General features: G+C 67.0%; 27 protein-coding genes. 19 read left to right on the top strand and 8 right to left on the bottom strand.

All coding sequences use genetic code 11. The features are described from left to right. Nucleotides 1–78 precede the first annotated feature (78 nt). From glgP to OG203_RS18775, 7 genes are all read left to right on the top strand, one after another. Nucleotides 79–2,667: an alpha-glucan family phosphorylase gene (gene glgP, locus OG203_RS18805; RefSeq protein ID WP_405166960.1), complete on the top strand. Its 2,589-nt coding sequence runs from the start codon at nucleotides 79–81 to the stop codon at nucleotides 2,665–2,667. A 167-nt stretch (nucleotides 2,668–2,834) separates the two neighbouring features. Then, nucleotides 2,835–4,160 (top strand): NCS2 family permease, encoded by a 1,326-nt coding sequence (locus tag OG203_RS18800; RefSeq protein ID WP_405167909.1) that lies wholly within the window; start codon nucleotides 2,835–2,837, stop codon nucleotides 4,158–4,160. Nucleotides 4,161–4,306: 146 nt separating this feature from the next. Next, complete coding sequence (locus OG203_RS18795; protein WP_405166959.1) at nucleotides 4,307–4,846, top strand: DoxX family protein; 540 nt, start codon at nucleotides 4,307–4,309, stop codon at nucleotides 4,844–4,846. A gap of 190 nt (nucleotides 4,847–5,036) precedes the next feature. Next, the gene (locus OG203_RS18790) at nucleotides 5,037–5,621 is read left to right on the top strand and encodes a DUF3558 domain-containing protein (RefSeq protein ID WP_405166958.1); all 585 of its coding nucleotides are present in this window, start codon (nucleotides 5,037–5,039) and stop codon (nucleotides 5,619–5,621) included. 87 nt (nucleotides 5,622–5,708) lie between these two features. Next, a complete protein-coding gene (locus tag OG203_RS18785) occupies nucleotides 5,709–6,110 on the top strand; it encodes a hypothetical protein (RefSeq protein WP_405166957.1) in 402 nt (133 codons plus the stop codon). After that, entirely contained in the window at nucleotides 6,110–7,432 is a 1,323-nt protein-coding gene (locus OG203_RS18780) for a hypothetical protein (RefSeq protein WP_405166956.1), read from the top strand. The genes OG203_RS18785 and OG203_RS18780 overlap by 1 nt, the downstream gene beginning before the upstream one ends. Beyond that, on the top strand, nucleotides 7,429–8,196 hold the full coding sequence (locus OG203_RS18775; protein ID WP_405166955.1) for an ESX secretion-associated protein EspG: 768 nt from the start codon (nucleotides 7,429–7,431) through the stop codon (nucleotides 8,194–8,196). The genes OG203_RS18780 and OG203_RS18775 overlap by 4 nt, the downstream gene beginning before the upstream one ends. Before the next feature lie 23 nt (nucleotides 8,197–8,219). Here the strand turns inward: OG203_RS18775 and OG203_RS18770 are convergent, their stop codons facing one another. The 5 genes from OG203_RS18770 to OG203_RS18750 all read right to left on the bottom strand — a co-directional run bounded on the left by OG203_RS18770 (nucleotide 8,220) and on the right by OG203_RS18750 (nucleotide 14,003). Continuing rightward, a complete protein-coding gene (locus tag OG203_RS18770; RefSeq protein WP_405166954.1) occupies nucleotides 8,220–8,801 on the bottom strand; it encodes a hypothetical protein in 582 nt (193 codons plus the stop codon). Nucleotides 8,802–9,003: 202 nt separating this feature from the next. After that, nucleotides 9,004–9,699, bottom strand: coding sequence for a class I SAM-dependent methyltransferase (locus OG203_RS18765; RefSeq protein ID WP_405166953.1), 696 nt, complete (start codon nucleotides 9,697–9,699; stop codon nucleotides 9,004–9,006). Between the two features lie 177 nt (nucleotides 9,700–9,876). Continuing rightward, nucleotides 9,877–11,922: an ATP-dependent DNA helicase gene (locus OG203_RS18760; RefSeq protein ID WP_405166952.1), complete on the bottom strand. Its 2,046-nt coding sequence runs from the start codon at nucleotides 11,920–11,922 to the stop codon at nucleotides 9,877–9,879. Between the two features lie 55 nt (nucleotides 11,923–11,977). After that, a complete protein-coding gene (gene pncA, locus OG203_RS18755; RefSeq protein ID WP_405166951.1) occupies nucleotides 11,978–12,544 on the bottom strand; it encodes a pyrazinamidase PncA in 567 nt (188 codons plus the stop codon). 112 nt (nucleotides 12,545–12,656) lie between these two features. Further along, nucleotides 12,657–14,003, bottom strand: coding sequence for a nicotinate phosphoribosyltransferase (locus OG203_RS18750; RefSeq protein WP_405166950.1), 1,347 nt, complete (start codon nucleotides 14,001–14,003; stop codon nucleotides 12,657–12,659). A 182-nt stretch (nucleotides 14,004–14,185) separates the two neighbouring features. Here OG203_RS18750 and clpS point away from each other — a divergent pair, with 182 nt between their 5' ends. From clpS to rdgB, 10 genes are all read left to right on the top strand, one after another. Continuing rightward, nucleotides 14,186–14,536: an ATP-dependent Clp protease adapter ClpS gene (gene clpS / locus OG203_RS18745; protein ID WP_405166949.1), complete on the top strand. Its 351-nt coding sequence runs from the start codon at nucleotides 14,186–14,188 to the stop codon at nucleotides 14,534–14,536. Nucleotides 14,537–14,558: 22 nt separating this feature from the next. After that, nucleotides 14,559–15,128: a DUF2017 domain-containing protein gene (locus tag OG203_RS18740; protein ID WP_405166948.1), complete on the top strand. Its 570-nt coding sequence runs from the start codon at nucleotides 14,559–14,561 to the stop codon at nucleotides 15,126–15,128. A gap of 70 nt (nucleotides 15,129–15,198) precedes the next feature. Next, the gene (locus tag OG203_RS18735) at nucleotides 15,199–16,260 is read left to right on the top strand and encodes a P1 family peptidase (protein WP_405166947.1); all 1,062 of its coding nucleotides are present in this window, start codon (nucleotides 15,199–15,201) and stop codon (nucleotides 16,258–16,260) included. A gap of 102 nt (nucleotides 16,261–16,362) precedes the next feature. Beyond that, complete coding sequence (locus OG203_RS18730; RefSeq protein ID WP_405166946.1) at nucleotides 16,363–16,785, top strand: Mov34/MPN/PAD-1 family protein; 423 nt, start codon at nucleotides 16,363–16,365, stop codon at nucleotides 16,783–16,785. Nucleotides 16,786–16,818: 33 nt separating this feature from the next. Next, entirely contained in the window at nucleotides 16,819–17,091 is a 273-nt protein-coding gene (locus OG203_RS18725) for a MoaD/ThiS family protein (RefSeq protein ID WP_014982113.1), read from the top strand. A gap of 7 nt (nucleotides 17,092–17,098) precedes the next feature. Next, the gene (locus OG203_RS18720) at nucleotides 17,099–18,061 is read left to right on the top strand and encodes a PLP-dependent cysteine synthase family protein (RefSeq protein ID WP_405166945.1); all 963 of its coding nucleotides are present in this window, start codon (nucleotides 17,099–17,101) and stop codon (nucleotides 18,059–18,061) included. A gap of 100 nt (nucleotides 18,062–18,161) precedes the next feature. Beyond that, the gene (locus OG203_RS18715) at nucleotides 18,162–18,899 is read left to right on the top strand and encodes a rhomboid family intramembrane serine protease (protein WP_405166944.1); all 738 of its coding nucleotides are present in this window, start codon (nucleotides 18,162–18,164) and stop codon (nucleotides 18,897–18,899) included. Between the two features lie 69 nt (nucleotides 18,900–18,968). Next, the gene (locus OG203_RS18710; RefSeq protein ID WP_405166943.1) at nucleotides 18,969–19,733 is read left to right on the top strand and encodes a cyclic nucleotide-degrading phosphodiesterase; all 765 of its coding nucleotides are present in this window, start codon (nucleotides 18,969–18,971) and stop codon (nucleotides 19,731–19,733) included. A gap of 114 nt (nucleotides 19,734–19,847) precedes the next feature. Further along, a complete protein-coding gene (rph, locus tag OG203_RS18705; protein ID WP_405166942.1) occupies nucleotides 19,848–20,618 on the top strand; it encodes a ribonuclease PH in 771 nt (256 codons plus the stop codon). Between the two features lie 3 nt (nucleotides 20,619–20,621). Continuing rightward, nucleotides 20,622–21,233: an RdgB/HAM1 family non-canonical purine NTP pyrophosphatase gene (gene rdgB, locus OG203_RS18700; protein ID WP_405166941.1), complete on the top strand. Its 612-nt coding sequence runs from the start codon at nucleotides 20,622–20,624 to the stop codon at nucleotides 21,231–21,233. Nucleotides 21,234–21,356: 123 nt separating this feature from the next. On the opposite strand, the gene OG203_RS18695 is transcribed toward rdgB, so the two are convergent. From OG203_RS18695 to OG203_RS18685, 3 genes are all read right to left on the bottom strand, one after another. Beyond that, nucleotides 21,357–21,695, bottom strand: a complete 339-nt coding sequence (locus tag OG203_RS18695; protein ID WP_405167908.1) for a DUF3817 domain-containing protein — start codon at nucleotides 21,693–21,695, stop codon at nucleotides 21,357–21,359. A gap of 53 nt (nucleotides 21,696–21,748) precedes the next feature. Further along, the gene (locus OG203_RS18690) at nucleotides 21,749–22,198 is read right to left on the bottom strand and encodes a transcriptional regulator (RefSeq protein WP_405166940.1); all 450 of its coding nucleotides are present in this window, start codon (nucleotides 22,196–22,198) and stop codon (nucleotides 21,749–21,751) included. Between the two features lie 124 nt (nucleotides 22,199–22,322). Beyond that, entirely contained in the window at nucleotides 22,323–23,198 is an 876-nt protein-coding gene (locus tag OG203_RS18685) for an oxidoreductase (RefSeq protein WP_405166939.1), read from the bottom strand. 275 nt (nucleotides 23,199–23,473) lie between these two features. On the opposite strand from OG203_RS18685, the gene OG203_RS18680 reads away from it, so the two are divergent. Continuing rightward, nucleotides 23,474–23,824: a TetR family transcriptional regulator C-terminal domain-containing protein gene (locus OG203_RS18680; RefSeq protein ID WP_405166938.1), complete on the top strand. Its 351-nt coding sequence runs from the start codon at nucleotides 23,474–23,476 to the stop codon at nucleotides 23,822–23,824. A 97-nt stretch (nucleotides 23,825–23,921) separates the two neighbouring features. Further along, complete coding sequence (locus OG203_RS18675; protein WP_405166937.1) at nucleotides 23,922–25,955, top strand: DHA2 family efflux MFS transporter permease subunit; 2,034 nt, start codon at nucleotides 23,922–23,924, stop codon at nucleotides 25,953–25,955. The last annotated feature ends 81 nt before the right edge of the window (nucleotides 25,956–26,036 follow it).

Below are 26,036 nucleotides of genomic sequence, written 5' to 3'. Positions count from 1 at the left end.
CGCCCGGCAGCCGGTCGGCTGTTGTGAGCCGCACCGCCGGGGCGGCCGGAATCGGCGCGGTTCGGTAGGGTTCGCGGGGTGAAGGCATTGCGTCGATTCACCGTCCGTGCCCATTTGCCTGAGCGGCTGGCCGCGCTCGGCGAGCTCGCTACGAATCTGCGGTGGTCGTGGCATCCGGCTACCCAGGATTTGTTCGCTGAGATGGATCCGCGGCGGTGGTTGGAGATGGGGCACGACCCGGTGCGGATGCTGGGGGAGGTGCCTGCGGCTCGGGTGGATGAGTTGGCGGCGGATCCGGAGTATGTGCGGCGGGTGGATGCCGCGGCGGCGGATCTGCGGGACTATCTGGCGGCGCCGAGTTGGTTCGAGCGGCGCGCGGGGGAGGAGGGTGTTCGCGGGATCGCCTACTTCTCCATGGAGTTCGGTGTTACCGAGGTGCTGCCGAACTACTCGGGTGGCCTCGGGATTCTGGCGGGGGATCATCTGAAGGCCGCTTCCGATCTGGGGCTGCCGCTGATCGGTGTCGGATTGCTGTATCGCTCCGGCTATTTCAGGCAAACGCTGTCGGCGGATGGTTGGCAGACCGAGCATTACCCGGACCTGGATCCGCAGGGTCTGCCGTTGCGGCTGCTCACCTCCGACAACGGGGGTTCGGAGACGGCGCCGGTGCTCGTTCACGTGGCGATGCCCGATCAGCGGGTGCTGCGGGCGCGGGTATGGATCGCGCAGGTCGGGCGGGTGCCGCTGCTGTTGCTGGATTCCGATATCGCGGAAAACGATCCGGAACTGCGTGCGGTCACCGACCGGCTCTACGGCGGCGATCAAGAGCATCGGATCCGGCAGGAGATCCTGGCGGGTATCGGTGGCGTCCGCGCGGTGCGTGCCTACACCAACGCGAACGGCCTGCCCGATCCTGATGTGTTCCACATGAACGAGGGCCACGCCGGTTTCCTCGGCGTCGAGCGGATTCGCGAATTCGTCTCTGCCGGACAGGATTTCGACACCGCTCTGGCCGCGGTGCGGGCCGGCACGGTGTTCACCACGCACACCCCGGTCCCCGCGGGCATCGACCGGTTCCCGATGCCGATGGTGCGCCGCTACTTCGGTGGCGCGCACGGCGAATCCGAATCCGCCATGCTCCCAGGGCTTTCCGTGGACCGGATCGTCGCACTGGGCCGCGAGGCCGATCCCTCGGTCTTCAACATGGCGCACATGGGCTTGCGACTTGCCCAGCGCGCCAACGGTGTATCGAAACTGCACGGCGAGGTCAGCCGCGAGATGTTCGCCGCGCTGTGGCCGGGATTCGACGCGGCCGAGGTGCCGATCGGTTCGGTCACCAACGGCGTGCACGCGCCGACCTGGGCCGCCCGCGAGTGGTTCGACAAGGCGCGCAAGCACATCGGCGCGGAACTCGTCGAGGAGTCGCGCGGCTGGGAGCGGCTGCGCGATGTCGACCTCGGCGAGCTGTGGTCGACGCGAAACGCGTTGCGCGCCATCCTGGTTGCCGAGGTGCGCCGCCGGGTACGCGCGTCCTGGCTTGACCGCGGTGCCGCGGAGGCCGAATTGGGTTGGGTCGACAGCGTTTTCGACCCGGACGTGCTGACCGTCGGCTTCGCCCGCCGCGTCCCGACCTACAAGCGGCTCACCCTGATGCTGCGCGACCCGCAACGGTTGCGCGCCAGACTGCTCGACCCCGAGCGACCCATGCAGCTGGTGGTCGCGGGCAAGAGCCATCCCGCCGACGACGGCGGCAAGGCGCTCATCCAGCAGGTGGTCCGCTTCGCCGACGATCCCGAGGTACGCCACCGCATCGTCTTCCTGCCCGACTACGACATGTCGATGGCCCGCTACCTGTACTGGGGCTGCGACGTCTGGCTGAACAATCCGCTGCGCCCGCTCGAGGCGTGCGGCACCTCCGGCATGAAGTCCGCGCTCAACGGCGGCCTCAACCTGTCCATCCGGGACGGCTGGTGGGACGAGATGTTCGACGGCGAGAACGGCTGGGCCATCCCGACCGCCGACGGTGTCAGCGACGAGCACCGCCGCGACGACCTCGAGGCCGCGGCGCTCTACGACCTGTTCGAGCGCACCGTCGCGCCCCGCTTCTACGACCGCGACGCCGCCGGAATGCCGGTGCGCTGGGTCGAGATGGTGCGCCACACCCTGCAGACCCTCGGCCCGAAGGTGCTCGCCTCCCGCATGGTCCGCGACTACGCCGTCGAGTACTACGCGCCCGCCGCCAACGCCTACCAGCGGGCGACCGCCGACGAGTTCGCCGTCGCCCGCGCCATCGCCGACTACCGGCGTCGCGTCGAAGGGGCGTGGCCGTCGGTAAAGGTGATCCAGGTGGACAGCGCCGGCCTGCCGGACACGCCGATCATCGGGGCCAAGCTGTCGCTGACCGCGCGCATCGACCTCGGCGGATTGCGGGTCGACGATGTCGTCGTGCAGGCGGTACTCGGCCGGGTGTCGACCGCCGACGACCTGTCCGATGTCAGCACCGTCGCGATGACGCACGCCGGATCCGATTCCGGCGTCGAGCTTTTCACCGTCGACACGCCGGTCCCGCTGTCCGGTGCCGTCGGATACACGGTGCGGGTGCTGCCACACAACGAGTTGCTCGCGGGCGACGCGGAGCTCGGATTGGTCGCCGCACCCAACGCCTGAAACGGCCGCACCAGCCCTTTCGGGTCCGCGACGGTCGGCGCGGCCATGGGTCGGCCGAATTCTCCGATTCAGTGAATCGTCGGCTAACGTGCCTGGGCACGCCCGTACCACTCCCTGACTGGAGACCGCCCATGGCCACCGCCGTACCGACCGAGCCCCGAGGTCGCATCGACGCGTTCTTCGGCATCAGCGCGACTGGTTCGACCATGAAACGCGAGCTGATGGCGGGCACGGTGACGTTCCTCGCCATGTCCTACGTGCTCGCCGTGAATCCGTCGGTGCTCGGCGACGAGGGCGCGTTGGGCGCCAAGGGCATTCCGATGCAGGCGGTATTCACCGCGACCGCCGTCGCCGCGGTGTTCGGCACGCTGGTCATGGGGCTGTGGGCCAAGTATCCGATCGCGCTCGCGCCAGGCATGGGACTCAACGCGTTCTTCGCCTACTCGGTGGTGCTCGGCATGGGCATTCCGTGGCAGGTCGCGTTGTCCGGGACCTTGCTGTCCGGCATCATCTTCTTCCTGCTCGCGGTCACCAAGGTGCGCGAGCGGATTCTCAACGCGATTCCGATGCAGATGAAGCTGGCCGTCGGCGCTGGTATCGGGTTGTTCGTGGCGTTTCTGGGGTTGAAGAACGCGGGCATCGTGGTGAACAGCGATGCCACCCTGGTCACGCTGGGCGACTTCACCAAGGGCACCACCTTGCTCGCGCTGTTCGGGCTCGTGGTGACCGTGGTCTTCCTCGTCATCGGCTGGCACGGTGCGGTGCTGTACGGGATCGTGCTCACCGCGGGCGTCGGCATCGTCAGCGGACTGGTCGATCTGCCGCATGGTGTGGTCGCGGCGCCGAAGGGGCTGGAGCACACCTTCGGTCAGGCGATCATCCACTTACCCGACGCGTTCACCGGGCAGATGGCCGTTGTCATCCTGACCATGCTGTTCGTCGACTTCTTCGACGCCTCAGGCACCCTGATCGGCGTCGCCAACCAGGCGGGCCTGCTCGACAAGGACGGCAAACTCCCGCGTGCTTCCAGCGCGCTGGCCGCCGATTCCGTCGGCACCATGGCGGGCGCCATCATCGGCACCTCCACCACCACCGCCTACGTCGAGTCCACCGCTGGCGTTTCCGCGGGCGGGCGCACCGGGTTGACCGCCGTCACCACCGCGGGCTGGTTCCTGATCGCCATGTTCTGCTACCCGATCTTCGCCGTCATCGCGGGTTCCGGTGAGGTGACCGCGCCCGCGCTGATCGTGGTCGGCGTGTTGATGGCGCGTGCGCTCGGCGAGATCGACTGGAATCGGCTCGAATACTCGATACCCGCGTTCATCACCATCGTGATGATGCCGCTGACGTATTCGATCGCGAACGGCCTGGCCATGGGAATGCTGTTCTACCCGATCGTGATGGTCGCCAAGGGCCGGATCAAGGAAGTTCATCCGGCAATGTGGGCGCTGCTGGTGATATTCCTCGGCTACTTCTTCTTCCTGGCGGAATGAACCTGGCAAGGTATGCAAACGTAGATCAAGAAGACCTGGGTCTGGAAAGTTGTGATGCCGCGTGCGAGGATCGGACCGCAGTCCGCTTCATCGCCGAGGCCATTGACCAGTTATTTGGAATCTGACTTGCAGGGACGAGGATCAGCATGACTACGAAATCTGTACTCGAACGCGCCACTGCCAACACCGAACTGGACGGCGTTTCCGCCGACATCGGACTCCTGATCGTCCGCGTAATCTTCGGCGCATTACTCGCCGCCCACGGCACCCAGAAACTATTCGGCTGGTTCTGGGGTTACGGCTGGCACGCCAATGCCGCCATGTTCGACAACATGGGCTACAACCCGGGCAAATTCTTCGGCACCCTCGCAGGGCTGAGCGAAATCACCGGCGGTGTACTCCTCGCGGTCGGCCTGTTCACTCCGCTCGCCGGTGCCATCGTGCTCGGCACCATGATCAACGCGATCAACGTGACGTGGGGACCCGGGCTTTTCGGTCAGGGTGGTTGGGAGACCCCGCTGCTGTACGCCGTCGTCGGTACGGGCGTGGCCTTCACCGGTGCCGGGCGGTACTCGCTGGACAACGGGCGGCCGTGGCAGCGACAGGGATTCGTGGTCGGGGTGGCCGCGGTGGTGCTCGGTGTGGTGGCCGCGGTGGTCACGCTTATCTTCAAGTGGGTTCTCTGAGTTACTGACGCGTCCGCGGCGCGGTGGCCCACCGGGGTCATCGCGCCGCGTCACGGGCGGGGCGGTGCGTTTCCGCACGCGACCGGACTGGAACGATCCGTTTGGATTGCTCTAGTTTGGAATGGAACCAGGGGGAGATCTTGTGCGTCTTATCCTGTGTCGGGGTGTTGGGGCCGAAGTCAGGAGAGATATGCGAACCGCGATCGTGGCGCCGAAGCTTGTTATGCGGACGGTGCTGGCCGGGATGACGGTAGCCGGGCTGGTCGCGGGGTGCTCGCCTACGAAGGACGGGAGTCCGACGACCGATGAGGTCAGTGGGAAGCCGACCAGCGGTGAGGCCACGGTCGAGTACAACCCGTGTTCAGACCTGTCTGATGAAGCGTTGCGCGCGACACAGGTGGATCCTGCCTCGAAAAGCGTCGTGACGGACGCGCCGACGGGCCCGGTTACATGGCGTATGTGCACGTGGAGATCGACCGAAGGACCCTATTCGGTGACCATTGGCTCGAGCACCCACACTCTGGACGAAACTCGAAAGAACGACACTGTCACGGGATTTCGCGACGTCAAGGTCGGTCCGCGAGCAGGCCTGATGTATCAGGACAAGAACGACGAGGACAAGCTCGGGTGCTACGTAAGTCTGCCGTCTACTCGAGGCATGTTCGTAGTGAGCGTTGGCTGGAATTACAGCCAGCGTGCCTCGCTTCCGCAGGCCCCACCGTGTGACCTCGCTTTGCGCCACGCATCCCAGCTCGAGACTTACCTGCCGAAATAGTTGGCTGCGTTACACGCGCTGATCAGTCAGCAGCAGAGTCCCGGATGCTACGGCCGGGTGCAGAGGATTTGATGTATAGGAGGGACGATGTCGGAGACCGATCAGAGCGAAATGCAGGGGATGCTGACGCGGTGGCAGACATTGAAGAAGCAGGCCGAAGACGGCGAGCTCCGGATGGACACCGATATCGGCACCGCTTTGGCAGCCCACGCCACGCGAATGCGGGACCAACTCGACACCATGGTTACCAATGCGACGAGGCTGGCGTTCCTGTCCGGCTTCGGCGAGTTGGAGTCAGCGAAAGCGCTGCAGGGCAAGTTCGCTCAGAAGGCCAATAACGGGGAAGATTCAGCGGTCAAACGACTCAAGCAGAGCATCGATATTGTCAGCCTGATGAAGGACACCTACGAACTCGCCATCGGCAAGATCGCCGAATCCGATCAATCTGCCGCCGACAAGCTCGCCGGATTGAGAATGGGGGACTCCTGATGGCCTCGTTCAACGACTGGCTCGTAGCGATCGGCGCGGGGAGTATCACCGGCTCCTCGCGGGAGGCCGATAAGAACAAGCACGACGACCAGCAGCGGGCTGCCGACGAGAAGTCGAAGTGGGATCAAGACCGCACCTACGTCAACAATGAGTGGTCGGGATTGTTGTCGGAGTACGGCAGCGGCACGTTCGACGGGCCTGCCATCAAGGCTCAGGACCCCTTCGAAACCATGTCTCATCAGGCGATTTTCAGCGCCCTAGAGGGAGTGCAAGAAGGCGAGATCAACGCGAAGGCCGATGGCTGGCGCAATCTTTCCGCCGACGCGCGAAACGCGGTCGATGAGTTCAAAAAGGGTGTCGAGCAGGACATTACGGAGCATTGGAACGGTAAATCGGGGCAGAGTGCGATCGATGCGACTCGCGAATTCTCGACGTCGTTTTCGAAGCTGGCCGCCACATTCCAGATGGTCGGGCACGGTCTTGACCTGACCCAGGGACACCTGGCGCAGGCGAAATCCAGTGTCGGGAAACCGGATAGCTACACCCTCGGCGACAAGTTCCTCGATGCGCTGCCATTGCAGAACGTCCTCAAGGGCCCCACGCACCGTGCGCAAGAGGCGGAGAGTGAGGCGCGGTATGTGATGACGGAGTACTACCGCCCGGGCGTCAACGGCGTCGACAAGATCACTCCGATCCTTCCCGAGCCCACCAGTTCGGTGGACAAGAACAATCCGGTTGGTCCGGGAAGCAATCCGGGTCCGAGCCAACCGGGTAACCCCACCAGCGACAACCCAACGGGCTCACACAATCCGACGGACCAGAAGTCCCAGGACGATTCGAAGAAGCCGGACGGCACCGACCCGCAGTCGACGCAGCCGGCGAGCACGGACCAGAGCACCTCGACGGATAAGAACCCGACGAGCACAACACCGGCCTCGACCACCTCGGCGACCACCACCGACGACCCGACCAAATCGCGCACACCGTCAACACCGTCGACCCCGACGCACACTCCGTCCACGACGTTCCCCGGCACACCGTCGCGCACTACCGGCACGCCGACCTCCGCCCCTTCCCCGGGAAAGAGCATCCCAGGCAAGGCGACAACCCCCACCACCGCCGCGGCGAACGCCGCCCGCACCGCCGCGTCCGGTAAACCGGGCATGTCCGGCGCGCCCGGTATGGGCGCTGGCGGAGCCAAGGGCAAGGGTGACGAGGATGGCGAGCACAAGATCCCGGATTACCTGATCTATGACCGTGGTTCGGAGTTGCTTGGTACGCAGCCGCCCGCGCTACCACCGGGCGGAGTTATCGGCGGATGAGTGAATCCCGCTGGCGCCTGGACGGTTTGATGTTCGAGCTGGCGCTGGAGGCGCTCGGTCGTGACCGGCTGCCGTATCCGTTGCGCTACACCCTCGACGGCGTGGAAGCCTACGAGGACTATCAGCGTCTGCGCGCGAACGCCGCGCGGCAGTTATCGGGTTTCGCGAGTCCGGACTTGTTCAACGCTCTGAATGTGTTGCTTGAACCCAGAGTTCGTGTCGAGGTGCACGGCCTTTTCGGACGTGAATTCAAACAGGTGGTACGCGTTCACGCGGGCATGACGGACCGCGAAGCGACCATCGCCGTCCAATTGCCGGGCCCGACACAGGAATACGGCCGCGATATCCTGCTCTCCCGCTGCCCGCCACAGGCTTTGCCCGCGCAGATCGCCGCGCATCTGCCGAATTGTGTCGGCGGCAAATACCCGACGATCAGCGGCCGCCGCTCGGATTTGCACACGGTCGAATACACCAAGCACCCGACGCGTCTTTCGCACACCGAGCAGCTCAACCGCATCGTCCGCCGCCCCCGCTCCGGGCTCGGCGAGGTCGGCGTCTTCGCGGGCGCCGCGATCGACAGCAGGCCGACCACCGACGGTCGCGGCTTCCACTGGATGGATTACCTACCCGCCGACGGCCGCTACCTGCTGCACAACCACGGCGCCGACGAGTTCACTCTGGCCCCTGGCCCGGTCGAGGAGATCCAGCGCCACCTGCACACGCTCATCCAAACCACCTACCGCGCGGTGGCCCACAGTCGGTAGCTGGGGCGTATCAACCGGCTCGGCTACAGACCGACCGGGGCGATCTTGCCGACGGTCGGAGCGTTCAGGATTTGGTAGCTGAGCAGGACCGCGGTGTTTTCCGCGGTCGTCGCGGCGTTGGACAGCGGGATATCGGTCCCGGCACCGCTGGCGGCCGTCGATGCGGCCGCGGCGGCCGCGCGAACCGAAGGGCCGAGGTCGCTGCCCCGCTTCCAGGAGCCGAGCGCCTCGAGCACCGCACCGGCGGCTGCGGCGGCGCTTTTCGCGGCCGCGGCGGGAGTCGTGGCGTGATCGGCGTCTTGGGCGAACTGCTCGGCCGCTGCGGCGCCCTTCTGGGGGCAGTTCGAGTGGGGCGGAACGGGATACCCGGGCCGGTGGCATCCGCTGGCGGCAATGGGCTGGCCGTCGCTGCTCGCGGCTGTCTCGATGGCCGTGGCACGTTCCGCGGCACTGTGCGCGCGCAGCTGCGTTTGCTCGAGCAGGGCGGCCGCGTTGGTTGACAAGGAGACGGCAGGGGCGGCTTGGGCTGGGATCACCATGCCGAGCGGGGCCAAAAGCACGGTGCAAGAGGCAGCGAAAATGAAGGTGGAACGGACGGCGCGCATGCGTGTTCTCCAAAGGTTGGATGGGGTCGAGCTCGTGGCCTTGCCGTGTTCGGCACTGCACAGCAGGCCAAGGCGAATCGGCCAGGCCAGATATCAACCTCGGATCAACGCTCGACCCGTACCGTCGGTGCGGGACGTCACTAGGTCTTCGGAGCCGACGCCGCTGTGGATGGGAGACATTTCAACGCCGCGCGGCTGGTAATCAGGGGCGCAGCACGAGCACGGTGTGCGCGCCGTGGTGGAATTCGTAACTTATCTCCACGAGATAGGTTCGAATGCCTTTGTCTTCCAATTCTTTTCGGAGATGGGCGACTAGTTCGTCCAGGTGATTGCCGAGATGGTCGACCAAAGGGTAGGCCCGGATCTCGCCTGCGCAGACTCGAGCCAGCTCGAGCAGGGCGGCGAGGTGGAAGTCTGGGTCGAGGCGGTCAGCGTAGGTGAACAGCAGGTGCGAGCTGAGGACCAGGTCGAAGCTGTCGTCGGGGAAGGGGAGCGACGGCAGTTCGGCGGTGATGTATCGGCCGGGGTTGGCGATCAGATCCGCGCCGAATCGGCGGGCGGCGGCGTGGCGCATCTCGCGCTGCTGGCGCGGGCTGCCGTACCAGTCCCACCGATACCTTTCCGAATGCGCGGTGGCCCAATCGCTTCCGCGATCGGTCTCGCTGAGTGCGAGACCGCACAGGTCATCGGGTGGGCGAGCGTAGATCGGATCGGTGGCGGTGACATCGGCACCGAGTGCATTCGCCTCGGCCGTGAAACTCGCTGCGCCGCCGGGGCAGTCGAGAATTCGGCCGTGTAAATCGGCGTCGGAGAGTGTGAATATCGCGCGATACTCGGCCAATGATCTTGCGCTGACCAGGAATTCGCCTAGGACATCACTGTCGGAAGGGTGCTTCATCTGGAAACGGTCTCATGCGCCGACCGGGCGCGAGGCAAGAATTGTGGTGTCCCCGCGCCGCGTGCAGGGCTTGGCGCGGGGACCGCCGATACATTCGGTGTGGGAATTGGGGTTCACCGAAGTACCACCTTTAATTTACTTCTGTTCGGAAGTAAGCGCGCCTGAATGTGTCCTATATCACAGTGCATTTTCGGTGAGTCGTTTGAGCGCTTTGAGAACAACGTCCGGGTTGGAGGTCTCCCAGTACGGCGGCAGCGAGGCGCGCAGGTATCCGCCGTAGCGGGCGGTGGCCAGTCGGGAGTCGAGAATCGCGACGACACCGCGGTCATCGACGCTGCGTAACAACCGGCCGGTGCCCTGCGCGAGCAGCAATGCCGCGTGGTTCGCCGCGATCGCCATGAACCCGTTGCCGCCGCGCGATTCGACCGCGCGCTGCCGCGCGGTGAGCAGCGGATCATCGGGGCGGGGGAACGGAATTCGATCCAGGATCACCAGACTCAGCGACGGGCCGGGCACGTCGACGCCCTGCCACAGCGACAGCGTGCCGAACAGCGAGGTCTCCGGATCGTCGGCGAACTTGCGGACCAGCGCGCCGGTCGAATCGTCGCCCTGGCACAGCACGGGTGTGTCCAGTCGCTCGCGCAATGCCTCGGTCGCCGCCTTGGCCGCGCGCATCGAGGAGAACAGCCCGAGCGTGCGACCGCCAGCGGCCTTGATGAGCCGCTCGATCTCGTCGAGGTAGGCGGGCGCGAGGCCGTCGCGGCCCGGCGCGGGCAGGTGCTTGGCGACGTACAGGATGCCCGACTTGGCATGGTCGAACGGCGAGCCGACATCGAGCGAACTCCAGCGCACCTTGTCGGCGTCGGCGGGCGCCTCGGCGCCGTTGGCCATGCCGGGATCGGCCTGGTTCGATGATTGCGCGGGCAGTCCCCAGGTGATCGCGAGCCCGTCGAACGAGCCGCCGATCTGCAGCGTCGCCGAGGTGAGCACCACGGTCGCGGTGCCGAACAGCCTGCTGCGCAACAACCCGCCCACCGAAAGCGGCGCCATCCGCAGCGAACGCCGGGTGGTGCCGCGCATCTCCTCGGCGGACAACCAGATGACGTCGTGCCGTTTCGCCGGATCGGGTTCGTCGAACGCGGTGAGCGCGCGCACCGCGCTGTCGTGCACCTCGTCGATCGCGGCCAGCGCCTGGGTGCGCGCGGCGGCGGTCTCGACGTCGCCCTGCTGGGTGGTGCCGCCCTGCGGTGCGAGTGCGGTGCGTGCGTTCCACGCGGCGTCGCGGACGAGGGCGAGGACCGAGGGGACGCCGTCGGGCAGTCGTTCCCAGCGGGCGGCGGGCAGTTCTTCCAGCACGTCGTGCCAGGCCTCGGCGGCGCCTTCGAGGCGATCCACCTCTTTTTCATCGATGAGCTTGGTGCACCGGCGCGCGGCCGCGCTGATCGCCGAGGAGGCCAGCTCGGCGGTGGCAACGCCGGTGACCCGGTCGACCAGCTCGTGCGCCTCGTCGATGACAACCACGTCGTGTTCGGGTAGCACCTGGATGCCGCTGATCGCGTCGATCGCCAGCAGCGCGTGGTTGGTGACCACCACATCGGCCTGCGCGGATTCGGCCCGTGCCTTCTCGGCGAAGCAGTCCTGACCGAACGGGCAGCGCGACTTGCCGAGGCATTCGCGCGAGGACACGCTCACCTGTTTCCAGGCGCGGTCGGTCACGCCGGGCACGATCTCGTCCCGGTCGCCGGCCTCGGTATCGGAGACCCACTCGTTGAGCCGCTTCACCTCGCGGCCGAGCCGGGAAATGGCGAACGCGTCGAACAGCTCGGCCTCGCCCGGCTCCTCCGGAATCACGCTATTGATCTTGTTCAGGCACAGATAGTTGTTGCGGCCCTTGAGGATCGCGAACTTCGCCGCACGCCCGAGTGGCTTGCTCAGCGCCTCGGACAGGCGCGGCAGATCGCGATCGACGAGCTGGCGCTGCAGCGCGATCGTCGCGGTCGACACCACCACCGTGCGCCCGGTCCGCACCGCGTGCCGCAGGCTCGGCACCAGGTACGCCAGCGACTTGCCGGTGCCCGTTCCGGCCTGCACGGCTAGGTGCTCCTTGGTGTCGATGGCGTGGTCGACCGCGGTCGCCATCGTCACCTGCCCGACGCGCTCTTTCCCGCCGAGCGCCTGCACGGCAGTGGCCAAAAGGTCGGGGACGGCGGGGAGTTCGGGCACGCGAGCAGCCTACTGCCCGGCACCGACACCAGATACGGCCGTCGTGATGATCGTTCTAAGCGGGAACGCTTCCTTCGAGGTCGACGCCCGCGGCGCGCATGCGGGCCACGGCGGCGTCGGTGGTATCGCGGGAAACCCCGGCGGTCAGGTCGAGGAGAACGCGGGTGTCGAAGCCTTCGATCCTCGCGTCCAATGCCGTGGCGCGGACGCAATGGTCGGTGGCGATGCCGACGACGTCGACCGCCTCGACGCCACGCCCGCGCAGCCAGTCGGCCAGGGTGGTGCCGTCCTCGGCGGTGCCTTCGAAGCCGGAGTAGGCGGCGGAATACGCGCCCTTGGCGAAGATCTCCTGAACGGGTGCGGTGTCCAGGTTCGGGTGGAAGTCCGCGCCCGGCGTGCCGACGCGACAGTGCGGCGGCCAGGAGTCGACGTAATCCGGATGCGCGGAGAAGTGATCGCCGGGGTCGATGTGATAGTCACGGGTCGCGACGATCACGGGGTAATCCGCGGCCGCGAGCAGCTCACTGATCCGCGCCGCGACCGCCGCGCCGCCGGTGACGGCGAGCGACCCGCCCTCGCAGAAATCGTTCTGGACATCGACGATGATCAGGGCTCGGGTCATGGTGACTTCCATCCGCGGTGTGAACTGAATACCCGTACTGCATTGTGCCGCTCGGCACGCCGGCCGACACAGCGGCCGTGCGGAAATCCCTTGCCCGCACGGCACACCGCGATCAGCTGAGGAATGTGGTCGGCACGGCGGGCTCGCCGGCGGACAGCTTCAGCCCCTCCCACGGCAGGCTGATCAGTCCGTTCGCCACATGGTCGCGGCTGTCCGCCAGGGTCGGCAGATCGTCGACGAGCTTGCCGTCGCGCACCAGCGGGACGAGCAGTTCCCGCGCCTCGAACCCGTTCACCTCGGGTGCGGGCCCGGTCGCCTGGTAGACGATCTCCTCGACGATGGTCCCGGTCGGCCGGAACAGCCGCACCGCCTTCTTCGTGCCGCCGCGCGATTCCTTGTGACTGCTGCGCTTGGCCACCGGCACCCCCTCGACCTCGACCAGCTTGTAGACCATGCCGGCGGTCGGCGCGCCGGACCCGGTGACCAGCGAGGTGCCGACGCCGTACACGTCGACCGGTTCCGCGCGCAACGCGGCGATGGCGTATTCGTCGAGGTCACCGGACACCACGATGCGAGTCTTGGTCGCGCCGAGCCCGTCCAACTGATCGCGCACCTGCCTGGCGAGCACGCCGAGATCGCCGGAATCGATGCGCACCCCACCCAGCTCCGGACCGGCCACGTCGATCGCGGTCGCCACGCCGCGGGTGATGTCGTAGGTGTCGACCAGCAGCGTGGTGCCGATGCCGAGCGCCGCGATCTGGCTGCGGAACGCCGCCGCCTCGTGCTCGCCGTCGGACCCGCTGTGCTCACCTATCCCGCCGGCCGCCAACCCGGTGTGCAGCAATGTGAACGCGTGCGCGCTGGTGCCCGCGCCAGGCACGCCATAGCGACGCACCGCCTCCAGGTTCGAGGTGGCGTCGAAGCCAGCAAGGTAGGCCGCGCGCGAGCTGTCCGGCGCGGCGAGTTCGTGGGTGCGCCGCGATCCCATCTCGATCATCCGGCGCCCGCCCGACGCGCTGACCATCCGCGCGGCGGCCGAGGCGATCGCGCTGTCGTGGTTGAGGATCGACAGGGCCAGCGTCTCCAGCACGACGCATTCGGCGAAGCTGCCGCGCACCGAAAGGATGGGGGAGCCTGGGAAATACAGCTCGCCCTCGGCGTAGCCGTCGATATCGCCGGTGAAGCGGTAGTCGCGCAGCCAGTCCACCGTCTTCGCGGGCAGGAAAGCCGCGATCACGGCGAGTTCCGGTTCGCCGAACTGGAAGCGCTCCAATGCGTCGAGCAGCCGCCCGGTGCCCGCGACCACGCCGTAGCGACGGCCGTGCGGCAGGCGGCGGGCGAACACCTCGAAGGTGCAGCGGCGATGCGCGGAGTCGTCGGCCAGCGCGGCGGCCAGCATGGTCAGTTCGTACTGGTCCGTCAGCAGTGCGGTGCTGGTGACGCCGTCGCGGTTGTCCACGCAGCCAACTGTAAGGAGCGCTTGCGAGTGCGCATGCACGAGGCCGCACTGACCGGTCGTTTTGGAGTGTTTACGCGGGGGTGCGCATCATAGGCGGGTGCCCGCCCAGCGAGCCGTGAAATGCTCGAATCGGAGCTCAGCGGGGTGTTGCTCATTCGGAGTCGAGTCGTACCCTTGACGTTATGGCCTTGTGCAACATAGTCCGAGGCGGCGTCGTGGTTGACGCTGTGGACGCGACACTGTCAGCGGCACAGGCGACCCCCGAGGCGGTCGAATACACCGAGATCTTGGAGGCAGAAGATCGCCCGTGGGTCACTGTGGTCTGGGACGACCCGGTCAACCTCATGCACTACGTCGCCTACATATTCCAGAAGCTGTTCGGCTACAGCAAGGCGAAGGCGACCGAGCTGATGCTCTGCGTGCACAACGAGGGCAAAGCGGTGGTCTCGTCGGGTTCGCGGGACAAGATGGAACATGACGTCCAGCGGCTACACGCCGCGGGACTCTGGGCGACCATGCAGCGGGACGACTGACCAGGACGACTACCCTGACGCCGTGCGGAAGTGGAGCAGGAAGAACTCGCTGAGCGGTCTCAAACTGCGATCCGAGATGGACGCACGAGAGGCCAACGTGCTGCGCTCGCTGGTCGGTGCGGTCTCCGGGCTGCTCACCGAACGCGCTGAGTCGGCGCCGGAGGACGACCTCGCCGCGCTGACCGGATTGCGCACCGGAAACACTGTGGCGCCCGACGATCCGCGGCTGCACCGCCTGCTGCCGGACTTCCATCGCAGCGAGCCCGGTTCCCCCGACGCCGATCGCGCCGACCTCAACAGCGCGCTGCGCGGGCTGCACGAACCGGAGATCATCGACGCCAAGCTCGCCGCGGGCAGCGTCATCCTGAACACCGTGCCAACCTCCGGCGGCAAGATCGTGCTCACTCCCGAACAAGCCGACGCCTGGCTGACCGCCCTCACCGATGTGCGACTGGCCTTGGGCACGGTGCTCGGCATCGACGCCGACACTCCCGACCATCTCGGCTCGGACGACCCGCGCGCACCGCACCTCGACGTGTACCACTGGCTCACCTGGATGCAGGACTCGCTGCTGCAGGCGCTCGCCCCCTGAGCATCGCGTCGGAAGCGGCGGGCAGCACAGAACCAGACCATCACCGCGACCGAAAGTCAGGAGCGTAACCGTGAAGACGCAAGCCGGACAACGCAATTCGCTCACCGATGTATCCGGCCTACTCGTCGGACACCACCACGAACTCGACGCGGACGCGACACTCGGCGCCGGCGCGGCGACGGGATCCACCGTCATCTACGCCCCGGACGGCGCGATCGCCGCGGTCGATGTGCGCGGCGGCGGGCCTGGCACCAGGGAAACCGACGTCCTCGATCTGGCCAACACCATGCGCCAGATCAACGCGATCCTGCTCACCGGCGGCAGCGCCTACGGCCTCGCGGCCGCCGACGGTGTCATGCGCTGGCTCGAGGAGAAGCGCGCGGGCATCCCGATGGACCCGGCCGACGCGAGCCGGGTCGTGCCGATCGTGCCCGCCGCGGTGATCTTCGATCTTCCGGTGGGCGCGTGGCACATTCGGCCCACCGCCGACTTCGGCTACCGGGCCGCGGCCGCCGCGTCGGTCGACTTCGCGCGCGGCGTGGTCGGCGCGGGTGTCGGCGCGCGGGCCGGTGCGATCAAGGGCGGCATCGGCACCGCGAGCGTGGTGCTCACCGAGGGACCAGCCGCCGGGGCCACCGTGTCCGCGTTGATCGTGGCCAATCCCGCCGGCTCGGTGTTCGATCCGCGCACCGGGCTGCTGTGGGGTGTCGGCACCGACGGGCCGGAACACTTCGGCTTGCGGACCGCGACCGTCGAACAGCTGACGCACGCGAACGCCCTGCCGGCGAAAGGCATGGCACTCAATACGACCATCGGCGTGGTCGCCACCGACGCGCCGCTTGACCCGGCGGGCTGTCAGCGGCTGGCGATGACAGCCCACGACGGCCTCGCCCGCGCGATCCGGCCGGCGCACTCGCCCTTCGACGGCGACACGTTGTTCGCACTGTCGACCGGCTCCTGGCAGCCACCGGCGAGCTTTCCGCTGCCGCCCGCGTTCCCGCCGGACGTGCTGCTACTCGACGAACTCTGCACCGCAGGGGCGCTCTGCGTGGAACGCGCGATCGTCGATGCGATCTTGTCCGCGCGTTCAGTCGCGGAAGTCCCTGCGTACACGGACTTATTTCCCGGCTGACCGCGGAGAATCCGGGACCAGGCGAACACACTCGGGGAATAGCCGAATATTCTGGCTCGTTGTCGACGGAAACAGGTCGGCATTTTCGGAAGGGTTTGACTGGTGCTGGTGATCAGGGCCGACCTCGTCGAGGCGATGGTGGCGCATGCGCGCGCCGACCACCCGGACGAGGCGTGCGGCGTCATCGCCGGACCGGAGGATTCGGATCGCCCCGAGCGCTTCATCGCCATGGTCAATGCCGAGCGCTCGCCGACCTTCTACCGTTTCGATTCCGGTGAACAGCTCGAGGTCTGGCGCGCCATGGACGACGCCGACGAGACTCCGGTGGTGATCTACCACTCGCACACCGCCACCGAGGCGTACCCGAGCCGCACCGACGTCTCCTACGCCTCCGAGCCGTTCGCGCACTACGTGCTGATCTCCACCCGCGACCCGGAAAAGCACGAATTGCGCAGCTACCGGATCGTCGACGGCGAGGTCACCGAGGAACCGGTGCAGATCGTCGACACGTACGAAACCGCCTGAACCGATGCTTGTTCGTGAAACCGAGGAGTTCTCATGCCGGTAACCGTGTCCATCCCGACCATCATGCGTGGCCTCACCGGAGGGGAGAAGCGTGTGCAGGCGCAGGGCGCAACGCTGAGCGCGCTGATCGATGACCTCGACGCGAACCACCCCGGCCTGGCCGAGCGGCTGCTCAAGGACGGCAAGCTGAACCGCTACGTCAACATCTACGTCGACGACGAGGACGTGCGTTTCGCCGGCGGCCTCGCGGCCGAGGTGCCCGCCGACGCGAGCGTGACCATCCTGCCCGCCGTCGCCGGCGGCTGACCGACTCGTGGCGCGTTATGAATCGCTGATCGCGACCCTCGGCAACACGCCGCTGGTCGGCCTGCGCACGCTGTCCCCGCAGTGGGACGGCGACGATCACGTGCGGCTATGGGCCAAGCTGGAGGATCGCAACCCGACCGGTTCCATCAAGGACCGTCCTGCGCTGCGGATGATCGAACAGGCCGAGGCCGATGGCCTGCTGACTCCCGGCTGCACGATCCTGGAACCCACCAGCGGCAACACCGGCATCTCGCTGGCCATGGCCGCCAAGCTCAAGGGCTACCGGCTGGTCTGTGTGATGCCGGAGAACACCTCGGTGGAGCGGCGTCAGCTGCTCACCATGTTCGGCGCGCGGATCATCGATTCCCCGGCCGCGGGCGGCTCCAATCAGGCGGTCGCGCTGGCCAAGCGGATCGCCGCCGAGAACCCGGACTGGGTGATGCTGTACCAGTACGGCAACCCCGCCAACGCGCTGGCGCATTACGAGACCACCGGCCCGGAAATCCTGGCCGACCTGCCGGAGATCACGCATTTCGTCGCTGGCCTCGGTACTACCGGAACGCTCATGGGCACCGGGCGTTTTCTGCGCGAGAAGGTGCCCGATATCGAGATCGTCGCCGCCGAGCCGCGCTATGGCGAGCTGGTCTACGGATTGCGCAATATCGATGAGGGCTTCATTCCCGAGTTGTACGACGAGTCGGTGCTGACCACCCGTTTCTCGGTCGGCCCGTTCGACGCGGTCAAACGCACCCGCGAACTGGTTTCCGAAGAGGGCATTTTCGCGGGCATTTCGACCGGCGCGATCCTGCACGCCGCGCTCGGCGTGGCCCGCAAGGTCGCGAAGGCGGGCAAGCGCGGCGACATCGCGTTCGTGGTCGCCGACGGCGGCTGGAAGTACCTGTCGACCGGCGCGTACGACGGCACCCTCGAAGAAGCCGAGGAACGCCTCGACGGCCAGCTCTGGGCATAGCGCTCGAACGCGTCCGCGCCGGTACGCTCGGAATAGCGGGATGACGGCTCGTCCCTGAACTAGCGAACCGTCGTTACCCCTGCTCGACGAGGAGGCTGCGATGACCGGCGGTTCGGGAATCGGTTCGTCATTCGACCCTGATCGGATCGCGGCGATCCGTGCCCAATTGGACAAGCCTGGCGCGTCGGCGCCGCGGCCGGCGGCGAGTGTTCCGGCGAAGACGAACAACTTCGCCGCCGTCAAACAATTGTGGTTGCGCGCCGGTGTGCTCATCGCCGGTTTCGTCGTGCTGCTCTACGGCATCGAAGGCGTCGACGTCCTCGACCACAATCAACTCGACAACGCGGGCATCCATCCGCGCGAGGCCGACGGGCTCCCCGGCATTCTGTTCGCCCCGGTCCTGCACGCGGGCTGGCCCCATCTGATCGGCAACACCCTTCCCGTCCTGGTACTCGGCTTCCTCGCGCTGCTGGCGGGTATCGGCCGTGGCCTGGCCGCCACCGCGATCGTCTGGATCGTGGCCGGTGTCGGCACCTGGCTGACCGGCGGTTCCGGCAGCGTGCACCTCGGCGCGTCGGTCCTGGTATTCGGCTGGTTGACGTTCCTGATCTCGCGCGGCTGGTTCACTCGCAACATCGGGCAGATCGTGCTCGGATTGGTGGTTTTGGCCATCTACGGGTCTGTGCTGTGGGGTGTATTACCCGGCCAACCTGGAATCTCTTGGCAGGGCCATCTTTTCGGGGCGATGGGTGGACTCCTCGCAGGCTGGGTACTCTCTGGTGATGCACGCCGAAATCGTCGCGGGGATCAGGCCGGGGTCATTGCGTCGCCACGGTGATTCTGCGGCCCGTCGAGAAATGTGGGGGACAGTTTCTTGAGCGCAAATTCGTCGTGGCAGCATGGGGGAATGCGCCTCACCGTCCTCGGGTGCTCGGGCAGCGTGTCCGGCCCGGACTCCCCAGCGTCGGGCTATCTGCTGACCGGGCCGGATATGACGCCCGTGGTCATCGATTTCGGGCCCGGCGTGCTCGGCGCGCTGCAGCGCTACGCCGATCCCGGCGAGGTCGACATCTTCCTCACCCACCTGCACGCCGATCACTGCCTCGATCTGCCCGGCCTGCTGGTCTGGCGGCGCTACCACCCGACCCCGCCGACCGGCCGGGCCATCGTGCGCGGGCCGTCGGACAGCGCGCTGCGCATCGGTAATGCCTCGGCCGAGATCGGCGGCGAATGCGACGACTGGTCCGACGTGATCGACCACCGGCCGTGGACCGTCGGCGAACAGATCGAATTCGGGCCCGGCCACACCGTGTCGGCGCGCCGGATGTTCCACCCGCCCGAGTCCTACGGCCTGCGGATCGTCACCGCCGCCGGACGAACTTTCGTCTACACCGGCGACACCGCGATGTGCGACTCGGTCCACGAACTCGCCCGGGGCGCCGACATCCTGATGGCCGAGGCGTCCTGGACCCACGATCCGGCGAATCGTCCACCGGGCATTCATCTTTCGGGCACCGAGGCGGGCATGATCGCCGCCGAGGCAGGCGCCAAGGAACTGCTGCTCACCCACATTCCGCCGTGGACCTCCCGCGAGGACGTCATCGCCGAGGCCAAGGCGCAATTCTCCGGACCCGTACACGCGGTCGCCCCTGGCGAGACCTTCGATCTCTGACCGGCACTGCTGTTCCACACCCCACCAGCCATCACGCGCGAGTTTTGCGAGCCGCGAACACGCGGCACCGCAGGTGCCGCAAATCCAACGCAGCGCGGCAGTTAAGCTCTGCGCGTGTCTAGACGAGCCGATGGCAGGGCGGACGACGAACTCCGCGAGGTAAAGATCACCCGTGGATTCACCACGCATCCAGCCGGTTCGGTGCTGGTCGAGTTCGGTCAGACGCGGGTGATGTGCACCGCGAGCGTGACCGAGGGCGTGCCGCCGTGGCGTCGCGACTCCGGACTCGGCTGGGTCACCGCCGAATACGCGATGCTGCCCGCGGCAACGCACACCCGCAGCGGACGCGAGTCGGTGAAGGGCAAGGTCGGCGGCCGCACCCAGGAGATCAGCCGGCTGATCGGCCGATCGCTGCGTGCCTGCATCGACCTGGCCGCCATCGGCGAGAACACCATCGCGATCGACTGCGACGTGCTGCAGGCCGACGGCGGCACCAGGACCGCCGCCATCACCGGCGCCTACGTAGCCCTCGTCGACGCGGTCACCTACCTGGCCGCCAAGGGCGTGCTCGCCGACCCGCAGCCGATCTCCTGCGCGATCGCCGCGGTGAGTGTCGGCGTCGTCGACGGCCGGGTGCGCCTCGACCTGCCCTACGAAGAGGATTCGCGCGCCGAGGTCGACATGAACGTGGTCGCCACCGATACCGGCACCCTGGTCGAGATCCAGGGCACCGGCGAGGGCGCCACCTTCCCGCGCTCCACCCTGGACAAGATGCTCGACTCCGCGCTGGCCGGCTGCGAGCAGATCTTCGCGATCCAGAAGGAGGCGCTGGCGCTGCCGTATCCCGGTGTGCTTCCGGAGCCGTCCGAGTCGAAGAAGAAGTAGCCGATGGCGCGTCGGGTGCTGGTGGCAAGCCGCAATGCCAAGAAGTTGAACGAGTTGCGGCGCATCCTGGCCGAGGCGGGTATCGCCGGCGTCGAGATCGTCGGGCTCGACGACGTGCCCGCCTACGACGAGGCGCCGGAGACCGGCGCGACGTTCGAGGAGAACGCGCTCGCCAAGGCCCGTGACGGTGCTGTCGCCACCGGATTGGCCTGTGTCGCAGACGATTCCGGCATCGAGGTGGACGCGCTCAACGGCATGCCCGGTGTGCTGTCCGCGCGCTGGTCTGGTCGGCACGGCGACGACGCGGCCAACAACGCGCTGCTGCTCGCGCAGCTCGGCGATGTGCCGGACGAGCGGCGCGGTGCGCGGTTCGTCTCGACCTGCGCGTTGGTCGTGCCCGATGGCGCGGAAATCGTTGTGCGGGGCGAATGGCCGGGCGCGGTCGGCCGGAAACCGTTGGGGGACGGCGGTTTCGGTTACGATCCGCTGTTCATCCCCGAGGGCGGCGACACCTCCGCCGCACAGCTGACTCCCGCCGAGAAGGACGCGGTCTCGCACCGAGGCCGCGCGCTCACTCAGCTGCTCCCAGCGCTCTCGGAGCTTGCCGAAAGCTGACCTGGCCCGCGCGTTGACCCCAGCTGTTCCTAAAAAGCAGAGCCGCACCATTTCTGATGTCCCGCACCGGGAATCGCAGGCAATTCCGGGTGCAGGAAATCAAAAATGGTGCGGCGCTTGGGACTAGACGCCGAAGTCTTCCTTGACCTTCTTCGCGTTGACGTGCTCGACGAAGAACGACAGCAGCGGGATGGTGCCTGCGAGCAGGGTGCCGACGGTGCGCAGCACCGGCCAGCGCACCTTCACCGCGAGATCGGCGGTGACCAGCAGGTACACGAAGTACACCCAGCCGTGCACGACCGCGATCCAGTTCGGGGTGTGCACGCCGAAGCCGTATTTGGCGATCATCTCGGCGGTGAGCAGCAGCAGCCAGAGGCCGGTGACCCAGGCAAGCGTGCGGTAGCGCAGCAGCGCGGATTTGATCTTGGCGGTGCTGGTTCCGCTGGTCGGCGCCGGTGCCAGGGTGCTCTCGGTGGCCGGTGCCGCAGTGCTCTCGGTGGAATTCTCGCTGGCGGTCAACCGGCGCTCCTCTCGGTGTCGCGGGCGTGCAGGCCCGCTTCGCGGACCTGATCATCAATATCTTTGGCGTGCAGTGCGGCCAGATACTGGTTGTATTCGGTGAGCGCCGGGTCTTCCTCGCGCACCGCCTTCGGCCGCTCGGGCAGCAGCCCGGCCGGAATCTCGCGCGGCGCAACAGCTTTCGGCGCGGGACGGGGCTTATCGCCGGGCTGCTCGCTGTCCTCGGCCTCTTGTTCCAGCCGGACGAACCGGAAATAGGCGAACACCGCGAACGCCGCGAACAACGGCCACTGCAGCGCGTATCCCAGATTCTGTCCGGTGCCGCTCGACGATTCGAACCGCTCCCACTGCCACCACGCCAGCGCCAGGCAGCCGAGCGCAGCGACGATCACCAGCGCGATGAGGGCCGGGCGATTGTGTGCCGAGCGGCGGGGTGAAGCGGACACGGCTACTACGGTACCCGTCTACTACACGGTCCGTAGGAGCAGGTCGACGGTCTGAACACGGCTGTGCGCGCGCTGAGTAGGGCGCGCGACGACCCGCCCGCATCGCGCGGGCGGGTCGGCAGGCTCAGAACTTGTAGGTGACGCCGGTCAGCCGCTCGGATTCCTCCCAGAGCCGCTTCCACAGTTCCTTGTTCTTGGACAGCCGGCTCGACGGCGACGACTCCACCGGACCCTGGGTCTGGAAGAACCGGCGCGGGCCCCAGTAGACCTCGGGATCGGCATCGGGCATGGTGGCGGCGAACAGCGAGGAGTGCGCGGCCTTCTTCGGCGGATGGCCGATGATCGCGACGAACGGCTTGATGATCCGGTCGATCGGTGTCTCGGTCCTGGCGAACAGATCGGTGGCCGAGACGCCGGGGTGCACCCCGTAAGACCGCTTGCTCGAACCGGATTCGGCAAGTCGGCGCTGGAGTTCCCGCGCGAACATCAGGTTCGACAGCTTGGCCTGCGCGTAGGCGAGATTGCGCTGGTAGCGACGGTTCTCGTAGTTGAGATCGTCGATCCACAGCTTCGGGGTCTGCTTGTGCGCGATGCTGGCCAGCGTCACCACCCGGTCGCGGATGCGGTCGAGCAGCAGCCCGGTCAGCGCGTAGTGGGCGAGGTGGTCGACGCCCCACTGGGTCTCGAAGCCGTCCTTGGTTCGCGAGAACGGGACGTTCATCAGCCCGGCATTGTTGATCAGCACGTCGAACTCGGCCTGCTCGTCGGCGAACTTGCGGACCGACGCAAGATCGGACAGGTCCAGCTCGGCCACGCGGACGTCGCCGCTGATGCCGTCGGCGACCGCCTTGGCCTTGGCCGCGTTGCGGCAGGCCATGATGACGGTCGCGCCGTTGGCCGCGAGGACCTCGGTGGTCACCGCGCCTAACCCGCCGTTCGCTCCGGTGATCACGAAGGTGCGTCCGGTCTGATCCGGGATTTCAGTAGGTTTCCACGCCATGAATTAACCTTACTCTGGAGTAAGTTTCTGGGGAAGCGTTTCCCCTCGGTCTGCTGACGAGTGTCTCAGACGGAGGTGATTCCTGTCACTCGGCGTCGCTGGAGATCACAACCGCGAGAGACCACAGTCGGTAGAGATCACAACAGTGCACCACGGGGAACGCTATCTGCCCGCCGCAGATCACACCGCGCGCACGCACAGTTCACTCGGCGTCCGCTGCCAGTTGGTTGCTGGAACGCGGCGAACGCCTGGTCACGGCGGCTATGGCGGCGGCGATGACCGCGATGGTCTCGGCCTATCTCGGCTCGATCGGCGCCGACCCGTATCGCGCCAAGGTCGCCTTCATCGAGGTGGTCGGCGTCAGCGACCGGATGGAGCGACACCGCCGCGAGCGACGGCACGCGTGGGCCGCGATGCTGGACACCGCGCTGGTGCCGACGGTGGCGCCAGGCGCCCGGATTCGCGGCGGAAGTGCTTGGGGCGCAAGCGCTCTCATCGGCGCGATCAACGGACTCGCCCACGAATGGGTGCTCGCCGATCCGCGCCCCCCGGTCGGCGAACTGGTGGACCTGCTGGTGCCGATCGCACTGTCGCTGGTGGAAGTTCCCGATCCGCACACGGTGTAGCCGACCAGCCGCGGCCCGGTACCCGTCCGCATAGTCGACCGGGTCGCTGCCGTGTCGCTGGACGGACAGTTCGGCGGATCAAGACCATACTGAATCAATGACCGGTGCAGTCGCTGTCGCCGAGAAAGCCCCCGAGCCGATGAGCCGGGCGAAGATCAACATAGTGTTCGCCACGATCGTGCTCGGTATGTTGCTCGCGGCACTCGATCAGACGATCGTGTCCACCGCGCTGCCGACGATCGTCGCCGATCTGGGCGAGGCCGGGCATATGGCCTGGGTGGTCACGGCCTATCTGCTCGCCGAGGCGGTGGCCACCGCGCTGGCAGGCAAGCTCGGCGATCTGTTCGGCCGCAAGCTGATCTTCCAGCTCAGCGCGTTGATCTTCATCGTCGGCTCGATGATCGCCGGCCTGGCGAACGGCATGACGCTGCTGATCGCCGCCCGCGCCATCCAGGGCTTCGGCGGCGGCGGGCTGATGGTCACCGCGATGGCGCTCATCGCCGACACCATCCCGCTGCGTCAGCGCGGTAAGTATCAGGGCGCGCTCGGCGCGGTTTTCGGCGTCACCACGGTGATCGGGCCGACGCTCGGCGGATTGTTCACCGACCACGCGAGCTGGCGCTGGTGCTTCTACGTCAACGTGCCCATCGCGATCCTGATGATCGTGATGTCGGCCCGCACCATTCCCCGGGTGCGCGCGGTGATCAAGCCGGTCATCGACTACGCGGGCATCGGGCTTGTCGCCGTCGCGGTTTCTACCCTCATCCTTGGGCTCGAGTGGGGCGGGCAGGAGTATCCGTGGGGCTCGTCGATGATCCTCGGCCTGTTCGCGGCGTCGATAGTGCTGTTCGCGGCGTTCGTGGTGATCGAGCTGCGGGCCGAGGAACCCATGCTGCCGATGGGGTTGTTCCGCAGCAGGGTGTTCACGGTCTGCTCGATCCTCAGCTTCATCTGCGGCTTCGCCATGCTCGGATCGATCACCTATCTGCCCGCGTATCTGCAATACGTGGACGGAGTTTCGGCGACCATGTCCGGCGTGCGGTCGCTGCCGCTGGTGGTCGGGCTGCTGGTCACCTCGATCCTGTCCGGCCAGGTGGTCGGCAAGACCGGCCACTACCGGTACTTCCCGATCGTCGGCACGCTGGTGATGGCGCTCGGGCTGTACCTGATGTCGACCATGGGCCGCGACACCGGCTTCTGGGAAGAATCGCTGTACATGATGGTGCTCGGCCTCGGCATCGGCCTGACCATGCAGGTGCTCACCATCGTCGTGCAGAACACCGTGCCGTACGCGCAACTCGGCACCGCGACCTCCGGCGTCACCTTCTTCCGCACCCTCGGAAGTACCTTCGGCACAGCGATTTTCGGCACGTTGTACAGCAACGAGATCGGCCCGAACCTACGCGAGGCGCTGGTTCAGGTGAAGGTGGTGCCCCCGGAGGTCGCGGCGAATCCGCAGGCCTTGCAGGCGGTGCCCGAGGAGGTGTCCGCGCCCATCGTCGACGCCTATGCCAACACCATCGACCACGTCTTCGTGTGGGTGGTGCCGGTGGCGCTCGTCGGTTTCGTGGTCGCCTGGTTCCTCAAAGAAGTGCCGCTGCGCGACAGTGCCCGAACGGGTGCGGGTGATGTGGGCGAGGGCTTTTCGGTGCCCGACTCCGCGGACCGGGTGGTGCATCTGGAGCGGGCCATCGCCGGAAGCCTGCGCAAGGAGCACGCCGAGGGCCCGATCGGTCCGCGCATCCTCGCGGACGCGGGCAGCACGCTGAGTCGCGGCGAGGCATGGGCGCTCGGTCAGGTCTACCTGCGCGACCGCGTCAAGGGCGGGGCCACGCTCGACGCGGTCGCCAGGGCGCACAAGCTGCCCGACGACGTGCTCGCGCCGATCTACCGCCGGGTGGCCGACAAGGGCTACCTCATCGACGACGGCCGTGGGCTGCGACTGACCGACCAGGGCCAGGCCGAGTTGGACCGGGTCAAGGCCGCCTGGCGCCGGTGGCTCGACAGCAGGCTCGACGACTGGAACAACGACGATCCCGCCGATCGCGCGCTGTTCGACCAGGCCTTGGACAGCCTCGCCGCCAAGCTGCTCGAGGAAGAGGCCGGCGAGCACGAACCCGCCCGCGCCTGAATCCACCCGCACTACAGTCGCGCAACACCCTTGCGCTACGAATACTCGTGCACGTATATTCGTAGACGAGTAAGGAGGTGT

Source organism: Nocardia sp. NBC_01499 (assembly GCF_045040275.1).
GTDB lineage: Bacteria > Actinomycetota > Actinomycetes > Mycobacteriales > Mycobacteriaceae > Nocardia.
Note: the sequence above shows the minus strand (reverse complement) of the source record. Positions and strands in the feature narration are given on the sequence as shown.